Raw genomic sequence first — 15,526 nt, forward strand, 5'->3', positions numbered from 1 at the left:
AGCCGATCACGACGCGTTCGCTCCGTTTTCCGACCCGCTCGCGTTCTCATCCAGCCGATCACGACGCGTTCGCTCCGTTTTCCGACCCGCTCGCGCTCTCATCCAGCCGATCACGACACGTTCACTCCGTTTTCCAACCCGAACGCGCTCTCATCCAGCCGATCACGACGCATTCACTCGATTTTTCGACCCAAACGCGTTCTCATCCAGCCGATCACGTTTTCCGACCCGCTCGCGCTCTCATCCAGCCGATCACGACGCGTTCGCTAGGTTTATTTCAACTAGATATATTAATAAACTCTAACAAAAAACACCCCCCAGCATCGGCCAGAGGGGTGATTCATCTAAATTCGTAATCCATTTCCGCTGCTAAATAGCATTCTGATTTAACCGGAAATTGACTACTTTTGGGTCTGTCATTGCTTCAATTGCGGTTCGAACGCCTTCACGTCCTAGGCCTGATCCTTTTACTCCGCCAAATGGCATGGCGTCAATGCGGTAGTCACTGCTGTCATTTACCATGACGCCACCTACGTTTAGCCTTTGGATTGCGTAAAAGGCTTTGTCGAGATTCTTAGTGAAGATTCCAGCTTGAAGTCCGTAATTTACGTCATTTGCGAATTCAACCGCTTCGTCTAAGCTGTTAACTGGGTAAATTAACACGACTGGGCCGAAAATTTCTTCCTTGGCAATTCGCGCTGTGTCAGGCACATCTGTTAAAACAGTCGGATAGTAGAATGCTCCTTCACGTCTTCCGCCAGTATGAATGTTTGCGCCTTCTAGCAGTGCTTCGCTTACCCAGCTTTCCACTCGTTTTGCTTCCTTTTCGTTTATCATCGGTCCCATGTCGGTTAATTCCGACATTTTATCACCTGTTTGGATGTTGTTGGTTAGCTTAACAAAATAATTTAAAAATTCCTCGTATTTATCCTTCTCTACGTAAATGCGTTGAACTCCTAGACAGTTTTGACCGACAGCTGAAAAGGCTCCTGACACGCTTGACTGCACAGCATCTTGAATATCAGCATCCTGTAATACAATAACAGGGGAGTTGGACCCTAACTCCATGTTTATTTTTTTCAAGCCTGCTTTATGGGCAATGGTTTCTCCTGCTTCTAATCCTCCTGTGAAGGAGACCATTTTCACTGCAGGATGGGTTACGAGTACATCGCCAACCTCTCTACCTGAGCCAGTGACAACCGATAATAACCCTTCAGGTAAGCCTGCAGCAATAAAAGCATCTGCAAGCAATAACGCGCTTAGCGGAGTGACCGATGCTGGTTTGACGACGATGGCATTCCCTGCAGCAAGAGCAGGACCTACTTTGTGTGCTACCAGGTTTAGTGGGTCGTTAAAAGGTGTAATCGCTCCAATGACACCGATTGGAAAACGATAATAATAGCCCACTCGGTTCTCGCTTCCTTCGTTTTGATCAAAATTTATCGTTTCTCCGTTAATGCGCCTCGCTTCCTCTGCACTAATTCGTAATGTTTGGATCGCACGTTTAACTTCTCCACGGGCTTCTGTAATCGTCTTACTTCCTTCAGAGGCTATGGTTCGTGCATATTGCTCTTGATGTTCAGAAACATAGTCTGCTGCTTTATTGATTACGCGAATGCGATCGTGGACTGGCCAGTTTCGGGCGCTTTCAAACGCACGATTTGCCTCGTCAATTGCTTTTAGCATGTCATCCTTAGATGCCAGAGGAACTGTTGCAATTAGCTGGTTGTCTTGAGGATTATAAACCTCAAAAGTATTTTCTGCATCTAACCATTTTCCTGCAACAAGCATTTTTTCCGTTCTTATTTGTGTTTGCATAACGCACCGCCTTTCTCATATTTTTGCAAGAGCGTTTTGCTTTTGGTAATGGATAATGTCAATTAATAAGGAATACCCTGTTTCAATTAAACCTGCTCCTGCTCCTGTTAGTAGGATTGGTCCTGCTAGGTCACATTCATATAAGATGGCATTGGTTGAACCTGTAACCCCTGCCAAAGGATCATCCGCATCAATTTTTTCTGGCTTTATAGAAGCAGTAACGTTTCCATTTTCCTTCGTCACACGTGCTAATAATCGCCATTTCTTGTTTTCCTTTAATGCCTGCTGGATCATTTCCTGGGTAATATTTGAGATCCCCTCACAAGGAATATCCTCAGCAGAAACTGGAGTACCCATTAAGTAATTGGATAGAATTGCCGCTTTATATCTTGCATCGTAGCCTTCTACATCACTTGTTGGATCGGCTTCTGCATAACCGAGCTCTTGGGCTTTCTTTAATGCCCCATCATAGGATTGCCCCTTTTCCATTTCGGTTAAAATGTAGTTTGTTGTACCATTTAAAATCCCTTTAATTTCATGAATCTCGTTCCCCGCTAATGTTGTTACTGGCATTCTTAATGCTGGCGTACCACTCATTACCGTTCCTTCAAATCCCCAGAATACCCCGTTTTGCTCGGCTAGTTCATTTAGTTCATTATAAGCAAGGGCAACAGGTCCCTTGTTTGTTGTCACGACACTTTTCTTATTTTCAAAAGCTGCTTTATGATGATCAATTGCAGGTTGACCTGTTTTTACATCTGTAAAGGTAACCTCGACGATCATATCCGCATTACTATTTTGGATTGTTTCTAAGCTATTCCAGCCTTTGATGATGCCTGGCTGGTCAGGATAGTTTTCCACATTGCCTGTTTCTCTAACCGTATCGAGTAGCTTTTGTGTGTTCAACCCGTCTGGATGGTATATAGATCCTTTCATTACATCGGATACGGCGACGACTTCTGTTTCCAATCCGTATTTGTTTCGTAGTGACTGGCTGCGTTCGTCTAGAAGTTTTGCTAGTGCCTGCCCAACACCACCAAATCCAATAAAGGCTATTTTTGTTGTCATCCTTATTTTCCACCTCCATCAAGTAATAATCGATGGGCACATGCAGTAAATAGTGCTGTCCCGATTGGAAGCACATCTTCGTTGATTTTAAAATCTGGTGTGTGTAAATGCCGCATGATACCATCGTCAAATCCGCAACCGAGAAAGAACATAGCACCGGGTATTTGTTTTGTGATGTGCCCAAAATCCTCGCTTCCCATTCCAAAAGGTTCTTCATACATATTCATATTTGGAAAAAGCGTACCAACCGCCTGACGAATTACGTTGTTTATCTTTCTATCGTTTACAAGGGCTGGTTCCCCTTGCTCGAGCTGAAGTTCATAGTCTCCGCCAAAAGCGTGCACCACTCCAGCTATTTGTTCCAATTCTCTTTTCAACTGCTCGCGTACGTCATCTGTATATGAACGCATTGTACCTCTAATCTTTACTTGATCTGGTATTACATTCATAGCAGTACCACCTTGAATTTGACCAACACTAATTGTCCCGACATCGAGCGGATTCATTTTCCTACTGATCAGACTATAAATCCCCTGTAGAACATAGGTCATCATCCAAAATGGGTCTTTTCCTTGATGTGGATATCCGCCGTGACCCCCTGTTCCTGTTATCGTTAGTTCAAAATTATCAATGTTAGCCATGCTCGGTCCGTCGTTCACTTGAATTTCTCCAACCTGACGCCATGGACACATGTGTAAAGCAAGTGCAGCATCTACGTCATCCAATACACCAGATTGAAGTACATATGGTGCTCCTGTTATGCCCTGTTCGTCTGTATCCTCTTCAGCTGGCTGAAAAATAAGCTTGACTGTGCCAGTTAGATTGCCAGCTTCATAGTCTTCTACTAATAGTTTTGCTGTTCCTAATAGGATGGCCGTGTGTGCGTCATGCCCACAGGCGTGCATCATACCATGATAGGTGGAAGCATACTCATCATCGTTTAATTCCTGAATGGGCAGAGCGTCCATGTCTGCCCGGATTGCAATGACAGGAGCCTCCCCATTTCCTAGTGTGGCGACAATGCCATGTTTACCTATCCCTGTTTCTAGCTTCAAAATGCCCATCGAGCGTAGAACCGATTCGATGAATTTACTCGTTTGTTTTTCCTGGAAACTCAGTTCTGGGTATTTGTGCAAGTGGCGCCGCCAGGAAACAAGCCACGTTTTAATTTCCTCTGCACGATCTACGATATTTTCATTCGCCAAGGGAATAGCCTCCCCTCTTTAGTTGTTTACAAATAGGTGTTCTGGTAATGCATGAAAGGCTTGCTCTAGGTCATTGATTAAGTCTTCTATATCTTCAATTCCTGCTGAATAACGAATCAAGCCCTCTGGAATACCCATTGCAGCACGTTCTTCTGGAGTACACTCAACGTGACTTGTCGTACGAGATGGTCCAACAACCGTTTCAACAGATCCAAGGTTTGCTGCACGATTTGCAAACTGAAGCTTTGGCAGCAGGTGACGTACTGTATCGACTCCACCCTTAACAGAGAAGCTCAGCATACCACCGAATCCATCCATTTGTTTTTTCGCAATGTCATGACCTGTATGACCTTCTAATCCCGGATAAAAAACATCATCGACTACATCGACCGTCTGTAAATATCTTGCGACTGCCATTGCGTTTTCGTTCTGTTTCTCAATTCGAAGCTTCAATGTTTTCATTCCTCGTAAAAGCAGATAAGCTGCCATCGGATCTAGTGTTGCTCCATTTATTTCACGATAATGATAAATTTGTTCGACAAGTTCCTTTGCTCCGCAAACAGCGCCACCTAATGCATCTGCATGGCCACCGAGAAATTTTGTAGCACTATGAATAACTAAATCTGCACCTAAGTGTAATGGCCTTTGATTTATCGGCGTTGCAAATGTATTATCTACAACAACAATGGCCCCTTTTTCCTTACCAACTTGCGCCATCCGCTCTAGATCCGTGATTTTTACGGTAGGGTTTGTTGGAGTTTCGAGATAAAGTACTTTACAGCCTTTTTCAATCTCTTGTTCAATAATCTCATGATTTCCTGTTTCGCAAAGTGCAACTTCTACGTGTTGTTTTGGTAAAAACTCTGTAAATATTTTATTTGTTCCACCATAGGTATCTTTAATTGAGACGACGCGATCACCTGGATAAAGGAACGTATTCAATGTGTTACTAATTGCAGCCATTCCAGTTGAGAAGCTTGTAGCTGCCTCTGCTTCTTCTAAGTCTTTTATTTTATCTTCAAATGCCTGGACAGTCGGATTTGTGTTTCGTCCGTATATATGTCCTTCTTTTTTGCCGATCGCAACGTCATACCATTCATCCATATCGTCGTAACCGAACGAAACGCTATGAACAACGGGTACCTGTGTTGCTCCAAATGCGAGTTGATCCTTCTCTCCTGCCCAAATTGCTCTTGTGCCGATGTTAGTTTTTTTCATGTCAGCCTCTCCTCCTTATTGTTGTATGTTGACGATTTTACACTTACTTAAACCTACATCACCTCGACCTGCTGATCTTAGTCAACCTTCTGATTTTCCAGCTCTTTAAATAAATAATGATACGTATATCGAGCAATAGCCGTATCTTGTACGCCTATGCCTGTTAAATCACAAATTGTAATTTGATCATCCTTTGTTCGTCCACGCTCTTTTCCTGTGGTAATTTCACCAAGCTCGATTGCATCTCGTTCTACTCGTTCAGAGGTAGCCGCTCTTAATTCTCCGAGGCGCGTTGATTGGTCCTTTACATCGCACACAAAAAGATCTGCTGCCTCTAAGACGTCTGCACTTAATTCCTGTTTGTGCTCCGCATCTGAGCCCATTGCCGTGATGTGTACACCTTTATGCAAGCTAGCCGCTTCTACAATCGGCTTTGTTGCGGGTGTTGTCGTTACGACTACATCACTGTTTCTCACGGCCTCTGCAGCTTCTGATACGGGCTCGACTGGAATACCGAGTTGTTCTTCCATTTCACGTTTATACTGCTGTGCCTTGTCAGGTGATCTTCCGTACACATATGCTTTTTCGATATCACGGACAAGTGTTAAAGCTTGAAGCTGAAGCCGCGCCTGTGCACCCGTACCAATGATGCCAGCCACCTTACTATCCCTTTTTGTTAAATATTTTGCAGCAACAGCTCCAGCAGCGGCGGTTCGAATGTCTGTTAAATAACCATTATCAGCTAGCACAGCCTTTGGAATTCCTGTTTCCGCACTTAGCAATAGCATCATTCCATTTGCACTTGGCATGCCCAGTTTTGGATTATCAAAAAATCCAGATGAAATTTTGATTGCAAAACTATCATCCCCTTCGATATAAGCCGACTTAATATCTACTTCACCATTGTTTTCAGGAACGTCAATCCGCATAATTGGGGGCATGCTTACTTTTTTTTGAACTAGGTCGTTAAATGCCTGCTCAATGACTGCAATAACGACCTCATTCAGTTTCACCTTTTCAACAATGTCTGTTCTCGCTATTATTTCCAATTCATGCTGCACCCCCTAGCTAATTTTATCGCTACTGTTCATGTTGTATGGCTCGTTAATGATTAAGTCTCGTGGGCAATTAGTGAATAATTCACAGCCAGTATCTGTCACACGGAACGTTTCACTAATTTCTATTCCGTAGTTATCAAACCACAAGCCAGGTATGAGGTGGAATGTCATGTTAGGCTGTAGAACAGTAGTGTCGCCCATCCGAATGCTTGCCGTGTGTTCGCCCCAATCTGGCGGGTAATTTAACCCAACGGAATAGCCGAGACGTGCTTCTTTTTCGATACCGTGCTTACGTAAACTTTTTCGCCAAGCTGCTTCTAGATCATGACACGTTACCCCTGGCTTTGCAGTTTGCAATACCTCATTTAATCCCTCCACTACAATTGGAGTAATTTGCTTTAAGTTCTCAGCGGGGGCTCCGATTGAAACCGTTCGTGCCATTGGGACGTGATATCTTTTGTAACAGCCAGCAAGTTCAACGATTACAGAATCTCCTTCTTGAAAACGTTTTTCTGTCCAAGTTAGGTGCGGGGTGGACGTATTTTCACCTGATGGTAGTAGTGGAACAATGGAAGGATAATCTCCTCCGAATTCTTCCGTACCAGTTACCATTTGATAATAAATATCTGCTGCTGTGTCACACTCCCTCACCCCTGCACGTATGCTGTTAATTCCTTTGTACATTGTAAGCTCAGCGATTTGAGCTGCACGTTTCATGTATTCAATTTCCTGATCAGACTTAATGATTCGGACACGATTCACTAGTGAAGTCGCATCTTTAAAGGTTGCGTTTGGCAGATTTTGCTTAAGACACTCATATGCTTTTGCTGAAAAATAGTAGTTATCCATCTCTACACCTGTATAGCGGTTTCCGTGTCCAATTTGTGTTAAAATTTGTGCGACAAATTCCATTGGATGATAGGTCGTTGACTGTACATAGTAATCTGGATATGGAATGACATTGTCGTCATAAATCCACGTCATGGATCTAGCCCCACTTGCATCCTGATAACGCCCAATCCATATTGGCTGTGCCTCATCAATAATAATTACGAGCATTTGGTGTACGTAAAATGACCAGGCATCGTAGCCGGAAAGGTAATTCATGTTGGCGGGATCCGTTATTAAAAGCACCTCAATCCCATTCTCTGCCATACGCTGTTTTGTCTTGCTTAACCGATCCTGATATTCCAAAATATCAAACGGCAACATCCTTTTTCCTCCTCTCATTTACTTTAGATTTTTTCTTCTTACACCTATCATATTAAATCGCTTTCTTTTTCGTAATGTATAAACTGTATGAACTTTTAAACGATTCTCTTATACAAAAAGAACAAACGGCTCTCACCAGTAGTGAGAGCCGTATTCCAATTCGTCATTTACTCCATTTTTTTCAACATCCAAAGTCTTACACTTAGTTCAAGTAAGAATAAGTCATCCGAGTCAACGAGTGACAGCTGTGTTAGTGACTCGATATTCCGCAGACGATGTAGTAATGATTGCCGATGCAGGTTAAGTGCTCGTGCTGTTTGGCTCACATTTCCTTTGTATTTGTTGTAAATCATGAATGTATAGATTAGGTCTGTTTGCCGTTTTTTATCATATTGAATTAACGGCTGAATCGTGTCCTTTACAATATCAGCTATATCTGTGTCGTGTGACAAGGCCATTAACAAGCGATTGATTCTCGTATCACTAAAAAACGTTCGTTCTCCATTTCCTTTTTGCTTCATTCCGATTTCAAGTGCAGTTCTTGCTTCTTCATAGCTTTCATGAAACACGTAATGGCCATCCTTATGGGCTGCAATTCCCCATGAAGTGTAAATACCTGTTAATAATTCGTGAAGTCTGCGTTCAATAATGTCTAAAAACTGATTAGAAGTCTCCATATAAGGAATATGATCCGCTTCTAAAAAAATGATAACCTCCCCTTCATCAAAGGTTGTCATCGTTTTTCTGTTAAGTAAATTTCCAGCATTCGTAATCTCTTTTTGAAAATAATAATTCATACTTTGCAAGGACGATGTGCGTGGCCTATCTTTTGTGTGCTGGCTGTTGGTTGTATCATCCTTGAATCGAATATCTCCAACAATACATAAATAAGGTCGTGAAAGGTCATAGCCGAGTAATTGTGCTTTTGACAAAATTTGATTGGTGACTTCTGTATGATTTTTAGCAAGGTTCAGTAAAAAGTTATCCCTTAACCGAATTTCTGTAAGTTCAATTGCATTTTCTTTTACAAAATAGAGGGCACACGCTGTTAAGGCATGCTCCAACACATTCATGACAAACCAGTTTAACTGCTGACGATCATCTACTTGGAATAGGAGATAGCCTTGTTTACTATGGTTGGACATGATGGACAACTGGAAGCAAGTCTTGTTGTTTATAATAAATTCTTCAATATGGTGATAAAGTGGATGATCACTATAGGAAACTTCTGATGGTGGAATCTTTTGCCACTGTGCAGCTTGATCTAACGCATCAATAATTTCTTGATCAAATGAGCGTTTTGCACGTAATGTTTTTGTTTCGTCTATAACCGCAATAGGTAATTTCGTGTGAACAAATAATAATTCCGAAATTTCCTGAAGTCCTTTTCCTTGTAACACACAATTAATTAATTCTTGTCTTACTCCCTCTGCTTGTTCTCTACCAGCTTGTTTATCCTCATTTATCTCCTGGAGCACCATTTGAAGAATATCTCCAAAACGCACTTCCCACGGGATATCGATTAGGATAAAATTGTGTTGCTCAGCAAGCTGTAGCACGCGATCGGGAATGTCGTATATATATCTTCCTGTAGCAAATGCTAACGCTGTTGCACCAGAATCTATCACATCTTGGACGAATTTTTCCAGCAAAATTGGGTCATCCTCACACCCAATTCCTGTGCTTAATACGAATTCATTTTTTCTGACAAAGTTTTCAACTGGCACTTCAATGACAGAAATCCACTCCACTTGCTTTTCCGACAAAAAATCTTTCCCCGTTTTAACCTTTGCCGTTTCCATAACCGATAATTGAACAACATCCTTTACCAATAACCCCATGTTCTCACCTCACCCAATTGCAGACACTTTATATAGAGGAACAACCTCTTATAGTAACCCTTCAATTGTCTCTTGATCAATATTATTTCCAGTTATTACAATGACTATGTTTTGATCTGCGATATCCTGTTGCTGGAGAAGCCAGCCTACACCTGCTGCAGCTGCCCCTTCAATAACCATTTTATGGTGATCCATCATTGCAAGAATACCTTGTGCGATGGAATCTTCTGAAACGAGTTCACTTTTATCGATATATTGTTTGATCATAGAAAAGGTATGGCGATTGTCCTTACCAATCCCTCCTAATAAACTATCTGCTAAAGTGTTCACTTCAGGGAGGTTTACGGCTTTGCCTTGCTTTAAGCTTTCATGCATGACCGCAGCATGCTCCATCGTTACACCTGTAACATGAATTGCAGGGTCAGTATGCTTTAAAAAATAGGCAATTCCTGCAAGAAGTCCCCCTCCTGATAATGGGATAACGACATGATCTATCTCAGGTAAATCGTGGATAATTTCAATACCAATCGTACCTTGGCCAGCAATGACATCAAGATCATCAAAGGGTTTTACAACCGTTATGCCGTACTTACTTTCCAGTTCATAGCAATAGGCTTCTGCGTCATCTTGATTTTCTCCTACCACTTCAACTTTGGCACCAAGCTGCTTCAGTCTGTTCACTTTACCTGTTGGAACCCGATTGGATATGCAAACTGTTGCTGGAATGTTTAGCTGATTGGCGACATATGCAACGGCAATTCCATGGTTTCCTGTCGAGAAGGTAGCCACCCCTTTCTCCCGTTGTTCTTTTGACAGAGAAAGGATTTTATTAGCGGCACCTCTTATTTTGAATGCACCAGTATCCTGCATGTTTTCTAGCTTAAGATAGACGGAGGCACCAGTAATACTTGATAAAGGCTGAGAAAAAGTCAGTGGTGTGCGCTTTACAATTGATCCGATCCGTTTTCTTGCTTTCCAAATATCTCTTAAAAGAAAGAATTCGTTCCTATATGCAGCCTGTACCATCAAATCCCTCCTTTTTAACCCGAATCTTCTGTTAATTTTTGCACGAATGATACACTTTTACAATATATTCAGTTACAGCTCGTATTACGAATGAAAATGAAGAAATATGCACGCATTTCATTTTTTACAGATTAAGTGTTATGAGTGACTATCCTAACTAGTTTCTATACTCTTTCCCCTTTTTCAATATAGGTAAAACACCTGTTTTTGGAAACCTCTTAAAGTTAGAAAACCAGGCTAGCATACAAACCTGGTTTTTACGGGTGAGAGACGAAAAAAAACGTTGCCTTTCCTTCGAGATCGTAGTGATCCATGGAGGATGGAATGGAATGGAATGGAAGGATGAAGGTATCGTTTTCTCTTGTTCTATCAAATGTTATAGCAAAGCGCTGCAGCACCAATCACACCTGCATTCTGGTCAAGTGTTGCTGGAACTACTGGAGTACGTCTGCCTGCTGGATTTAAAGCGTTTTGCCGGACATAATCGGTCACTGCTTGAAAAAGTGGATCGCCTACCTTGGAAACGCCACCACCAATAACAATCTTCTCCGGATCTAATGTATTAATAATTGATACACATGCGACACCAATTTTCTGAAACACATCATGAATATATGTCGTTATGTGTTCGTCTCCTTCATGGAATAGAGAAAAAATCTGCTTCGTTGTTAATTCCTTGCCCTTTATTTTAGAACCGCGCCTTGCAATTGCTGTCCCGGAAGCAATATATTCCAAGCAACCATACTGACCACACGAACATTGTCCATAGGAAGGGTCCACGACAGCATGGCCAATGTCTCCCGCATTTCCTCTCGAACCACTAAGTAACTTACCGTCTACATAGAAGCCCGCCCCGATTCCTGTTGAGATCGTTACATATGCAAAATCAACACATTCCTTTGCTGCCCCTAACCACTTTTCAGCCACCGCTGCTGCATTTGCATCATTTTCTAAGGTAACTGGTAAACCAAAATATGTTCCTATTTCCTTAACTATTGGGACGTCTATCCAATTCTTTAAATTTGGTGGGCATGTGATAATACCACTTTTACTATCAAGTGGGCCTGGTGAACCAATTCCTATTCCGTCTATTTCCTTCAAAGCAATGCCAGCATGATCAATAATAGTAGAAATAGACTCATTTATGCGATGAATCATATTCTCTGGTAATATATCAACATCTGTCGGAATCACTTCTTGTTCCAGTAATTTACCCGATTTATCAACAATTGCAATCGCAATCTTCGTTCCACCAATATCCACACCAATAGCATAACTCATTTATTTTCATCCTCTTTTTTCCTTTGTTAATTTCAATGACTCTAAGCGGACAATGATGCCTCAAGTGTCATACCGCGATGCAGCCCGTCGTGGGCAAGCAGATGCGCCGCTTATCATTTGGTGACTTTTTGAACAACCTCTACAAGTTTTATTTTATCATATAACCAACTACGATATGTCCCAAAAACAAAAACCCCACTAAAACATTATGTTTGTAGTGAGGTTGTTTCTCTTAAGCCCTAAAATGAACTTGGACTGCTCTAGTTAATATGTTTTATAATTGTTTTCATTTAATTAATAGGTTCTTTTCGATCTTACCATCCTTTATTACAACTTGAATAGTATCATTATTCGATAGGGAATAGATATCCTCTAATGGATTCCCTTTTACTACAATTATATCAGCTAGTTTTCCCTGTTCGATTGTACCAACTTTATTTTCCCAACCTAGGCATTCCGCAGCGGTTTTAGTAGAAGCAACAATCGTTTCCATTGGGCTCATTCCTGCGTCTGCCATTAGACCTAGCTCTCTCAAGTTTGTTCCATGTTTCATAACACCAGCATCCGTACCCATCGCAATTTTGACCCCTGCTCTATACGCTTTGGTGAAACTTTCCTTATGTTGTTCGATGACTTCTTTTGACTTTTCAACTGCAGTATCTGGCATTCCTACATCTTTTGCAGTTTCTAATACAGCAACAGGCGCTAGAAGAGTAGGCACTAAGAATGTTCCGTTTTCCAACATTAATTCAATTGCCTCATCGTCAATGAATATGCCATGCTCAATGGAATGGATACCTGCTCGTACAGCGTTTTTGATCCCTTCAGCACCTTGAGCATGCGCCATAACTTTGACGCCTTTTCTGAATTTTCCCTCCTCAACGATCACTTTTAATTCTTCTAAGGAAAACTGCGTGAATTCAGGATGGTCTGTTGCACTAAGGACACCGCCAGTTGCATGGACTTTTATTACCTCAGCGCCCGCACGTAGCATTTCGCGTGTTTTTTTGCGTACTTCTTCTTTACCATCGCACATACCATGCGGCATACCTGGATAACCACTTGGTAGAATATCAACCACATTACCTGATACTGTGTAACCATCGCCGTGACCACCTGTTATGGTTAGTGCATTAATACTTAATTGCATTCTAGGACCAGCAATTAACCCTTCTTCTACCGCCCTTTTTACACCTTGATCCGTTCCAAGTGCATCCCTTACAGATGTTATTCCAGCATTCAGCGTTGCTTTTAAATATTCCTGTGCTTTATAATACATGAATGAAAAAGGAGTTGATAATTTTTCTGAAACAGGATGATACTCCATCATCATATGAACATGTGTATCAATAAAACCTGGTAGAACTGTTCCTCCATTTGCATCGATTATCTCTTCTTCTCCGGTAACTCGATAATCTGCTTCAGGACCAACATAATCAATTGTTTTATCATCAACGACAACAACTTGATCCTTTTTTGGTTCATGACCATACCCATCAACTAACAATCCATTTTTAATAATTTTTTTAACCATTATAAGTCCTCTCCCTTGCCAAGATATTTGAGTTTTACAAAGTTCCTACCAAAATTCCCGCAATAACTACAGATGTAACAGTAACGGTAGTAAATCCACCAATTAACATTGGTGCCAATAACTCATTAAAAATTAACTTTTCCTCTTCATCATTTCTAGCTATACTTCTACTTACCTCTTCACATAAAATATAATCTCCTGGAAAGCCAAATAAGGCCGTTAATGCTACAGGCATTCCTTTATATGGGTGCCATTTTACTAATTTAGATGTTATGTACCCCCCCAGTGCAATTCCGAAAGTACCTAATAGCAAAATAAGAATAATACTTGGTAAATTGTCGATTACTTGTTGTGGTGTAACACCACCCATTGTACCGATAACAACAAATATAATCCCCACCATTGTTATTGTAAAAGAGTTTGCTTGTTCCAGTGACCTTGATTCAAAAGCACCTAGTTTCAATCCGATAATACCAATTGCTAAACACCACAAACTATAGTGAATAGGAGTTACTTCGCCTAATGCTATCCCTATAGCCGCCCCAACAAACACGAAAAATAATTTTAGTGTCATACTGGAACGAATAGGCCCTTGCTTTTCTTTCTTGTCGCGCAATTGATCATTATTTTCTGTTAGAACGAAAGTACCATTATCCAATTCCCTTTGAATCTTTATGCCGTATTTTCTCATAAAGTTAAGCGCTAATGGCATTCCCAATACGCCTTGGAAGGCAACGATTAATGCAGGGATAACAACAAGACTAGCATACCCAACCTCTGTCAGTTTTTCTGATGTAATTACTAATGCTATAATTCCGCCTGAAATTGGGCCAACACCAGCTACTGCTGTTGGATAATCAAAAACAATTGTTACCACAACAAGGAGTATTATACCAGAAATAATTATTCCACCTAATGAGATCGCTACCGCTTTTATTTGCTTTTTCAACAATGACAGAGGAATCATTGTCCCCATATGTAAAATTGCTGGGCCTATTAAAATAGCACCTAAAGCAGCAAACGTAGACCTGTCCAAAATATCCGCTGGAAAAATGCCAGTCCAAGTGCTAATCAAATACCCTACCATCGCGGTAAGAAGCATCGGAACTCTTGCCCTTGATATGATCGAAATCCATTCTCCTAAAGCAATTAATGCAAAAACTAAAACCGTTGCGATAAGTGCGTTGTCCAGCATAAACATCCTCCTTATAAACTATATAAAATGTTAGATAATTTAAAATACTATATCATATAATATTATTTGTCTATATCCAATTTAACTATGATACAAAGTGAAAATATTGAAGTTGTAATCACACCAATATGTGAAGCGATTACATTATGCTTAAATAAATTTTAGAGATTGTAAAAACAACTACCACCTTTTCTATTTTATGAAAGGTGACTTATAGTGCGTGTTAAAAAGTCGACAAATTACAGTTGATCAATGCAACGGATGTGGGATCAGCTGGTGTCGATACCTCCGTCGCACAATGTAGAAACTATTTATGTCTGTGGAATGTTAGTCAAGGCTAGCCTTCTAATTTAAGATGATCGAACAGCAGAAGGTACCTTCTTAGCAATGATTCACCACTTCTGTCATCCTTGGCAAAGTACAACAGTGTAACCCAATCAAACCGATTCCTTTTTGTCCACATTATTATCCACACCCACAACAAAAAGGGGATTGTTCACAGGTTATACGCAATTATATACAAGTTATCCACAAAACTATCCACATATGCACAATTTGATTTCATGATATGGTATAGGAATAATTGTTCCATACGATATATGCTACGTTATCCTCAGGTTTATACACAACCCGTGTATAACTTTTTTAGTTGTTTAGATCGGGATAATAACGGCCTCTCAGTCCGCTAAACCTTCCAAAACCTCGGATTTCTGCTAAATAACGGCCTGTGAGTCCGCTTAAAATTCCACGCGGACTCACAGGCCCTTATTTTCACAAAAATGCCTGATTTTCTTGGTTTAGCGGACTCACAGGACGCTATTTGCTCTAATTGACCTTTTTATGGCTGGATTTTTGGCAATTAACGGCCTCTCAGTCCGCTAAACCTTCCAAAACCTCGGATTTCTGCCAAATAAGGGCCTGTGAGTCCGCTTAAAAATTCTATGCGGACTGAGAGGCCCTTATTTTCACAAAAATGCCTGATTTTCTTGGTTTAGCGGACTCACAGGACGCTATTTACTCTAATTGACCTTTTTATGGCTGGATTTTTGGCAATTAACGGCCTCTCAGTC

At 41.1% G+C, this 15,526-nt stretch carries 11 protein-coding genes; all 11 read right to left on the reverse strand.

The genetic code is table 11. The annotated features are described in order from the left end of the window. Positions 1–369: 369 nt before the first annotated feature. The 11 genes from NC797_RS15170 to NC797_RS15220 all read right to left on the reverse strand — a co-directional run bounded on the left by NC797_RS15170 (position 370) and on the right by NC797_RS15220 (position 14,456). Positions 370–1,818: an aldehyde dehydrogenase family protein gene (locus NC797_RS15170; protein WP_272437661.1), complete on the reverse strand. Its 1,449-nt coding sequence runs from the start codon at positions 1,816–1,818 to the stop codon at positions 370–372. Between the two features lie 15 nt (positions 1,819–1,833). Next, complete coding sequence (locus NC797_RS15175; protein WP_272437662.1) at positions 1,834–2,886, reverse strand: homoserine dehydrogenase; 1,053 nt, start codon at positions 2,884–2,886, stop codon at positions 1,834–1,836. 2 nt (positions 2,887–2,888) lie between these two features. Beyond that, a complete protein-coding gene (locus NC797_RS15180) occupies positions 2,889–4,091 on the reverse strand; it encodes a M20 metallopeptidase family protein (RefSeq protein WP_272437663.1) in 1,203 nt (400 codons plus the stop codon). 18 nt (positions 4,092–4,109) lie between these two features. Beyond that, positions 4,110–5,309: a cystathionine gamma-synthase family protein gene (locus NC797_RS15185; protein ID WP_272437664.1), complete on the reverse strand. Its 1,200-nt coding sequence runs from the start codon at positions 5,307–5,309 to the stop codon at positions 4,110–4,112. Positions 5,310–5,386: 77 nt separating this feature from the next. Next, a complete protein-coding gene (locus tag NC797_RS15190) occupies positions 5,387–6,358 on the reverse strand; it encodes a cyclodeaminase (RefSeq protein ID WP_334313224.1) in 972 nt (323 codons plus the stop codon). Positions 6,359–6,373: 15 nt separating this feature from the next. Beyond that, positions 6,374–7,579, reverse strand: coding sequence for a M24 family metallopeptidase (locus NC797_RS15195; protein WP_272437665.1), 1,206 nt, complete (start codon positions 7,577–7,579; stop codon positions 6,374–6,376). A 167-nt stretch (positions 7,580–7,746) separates the two neighbouring features. Next, positions 7,747–9,420, reverse strand: a complete 1,674-nt coding sequence (locus NC797_RS15200; protein WP_272437666.1) for a PucR family transcriptional regulator — start codon at positions 9,418–9,420, stop codon at positions 7,747–7,749. A 48-nt stretch (positions 9,421–9,468) separates the two neighbouring features. Beyond that, complete coding sequence (locus NC797_RS15205) at positions 9,469–10,446, reverse strand: threonine/serine dehydratase (RefSeq protein WP_272437667.1); 978 nt, start codon at positions 10,444–10,446, stop codon at positions 9,469–9,471. A gap of 369 nt (positions 10,447–10,815) precedes the next feature. Beyond that, entirely contained in the window at positions 10,816–11,727 is a 912-nt protein-coding gene (locus NC797_RS15210) for an ROK family protein (protein WP_272437668.1), read from the reverse strand. Positions 11,728–12,013: 286 nt separating this feature from the next. Next, complete coding sequence (locus NC797_RS15215) at positions 12,014–13,261, reverse strand: metal-dependent hydrolase family protein (protein ID WP_272437669.1); 1,248 nt, start codon at positions 13,259–13,261, stop codon at positions 12,014–12,016. Between the two features lie 34 nt (positions 13,262–13,295). Beyond that, positions 13,296–14,456 carry a hypothetical protein gene (locus NC797_RS15220; RefSeq protein WP_272437670.1) on the reverse strand — a complete coding sequence of 387 codons (1,161 nt, stop codon included), beginning with the start codon at positions 14,454–14,456 and terminating at the stop codon, positions 13,296–13,298. Positions 14,457–15,526 lie beyond the last annotated feature (1,070 nt).

Source organism: Terrihalobacillus insolitus (assembly GCF_028416575.1).
Classification (GTDB): domain Bacteria; phylum Bacillota; class Bacilli; order Bacillales; family Amphibacillaceae; genus Terrihalobacillus; species Terrihalobacillus insolitus.

Coding starts and splice junctions, on each gene's coding strand:
- NC797_RS15170 (WP_272437661.1), bottom strand. CDS start 1,818: ATGCAAACACAAATAAGAACGGAAAAAATGCTTGTTGCAGGAAAATGG.
- NC797_RS15175 (WP_272437662.1), bottom strand. CDS start 2,886: ATGACAACAAAAATAGCCTTTATTGGATTTGGTGGTGTTGGGCAGGCA.
- NC797_RS15185 (WP_272437664.1), bottom strand. CDS start 5,309: ATGAAAAAAACTAACATCGGCACAAGAGCAATTTGGGCAGGAGAGAAG.
- NC797_RS15195 (WP_272437665.1), bottom strand. CDS start 7,579: ATGTTGCCGTTTGATATTTTGGAATATCAGGATCGGTTAAGCAAGACA.
- NC797_RS15200 (WP_272437666.1), bottom strand. CDS start 9,420: ATGGGGTTATTGGTAAAGGATGTTGTTCAATTATCGGTTATGGAAACG.
- NC797_RS15205 (WP_272437667.1), bottom strand. CDS start 10,446: ATGGTACAGGCTGCATATAGGAACGAATTCTTTCTTTTAAGAGATATT.
- NC797_RS15210 (WP_272437668.1), bottom strand. CDS start 11,727: ATGAGTTATGCTATTGGTGTGGATATTGGTGGAACGAAGATTGCGATT.
- NC797_RS15215 (WP_272437669.1), bottom strand. CDS start 13,261: ATGGTTAAAAAAATTATTAAAAATGGATTGTTAGTTGATGGGTATGGT.
- NC797_RS15220 (WP_272437670.1), bottom strand. CDS start 14,456: ATGCTGGACAACGCACTTATCGCAACGGTTTTAGTTTTTGCATTAATT.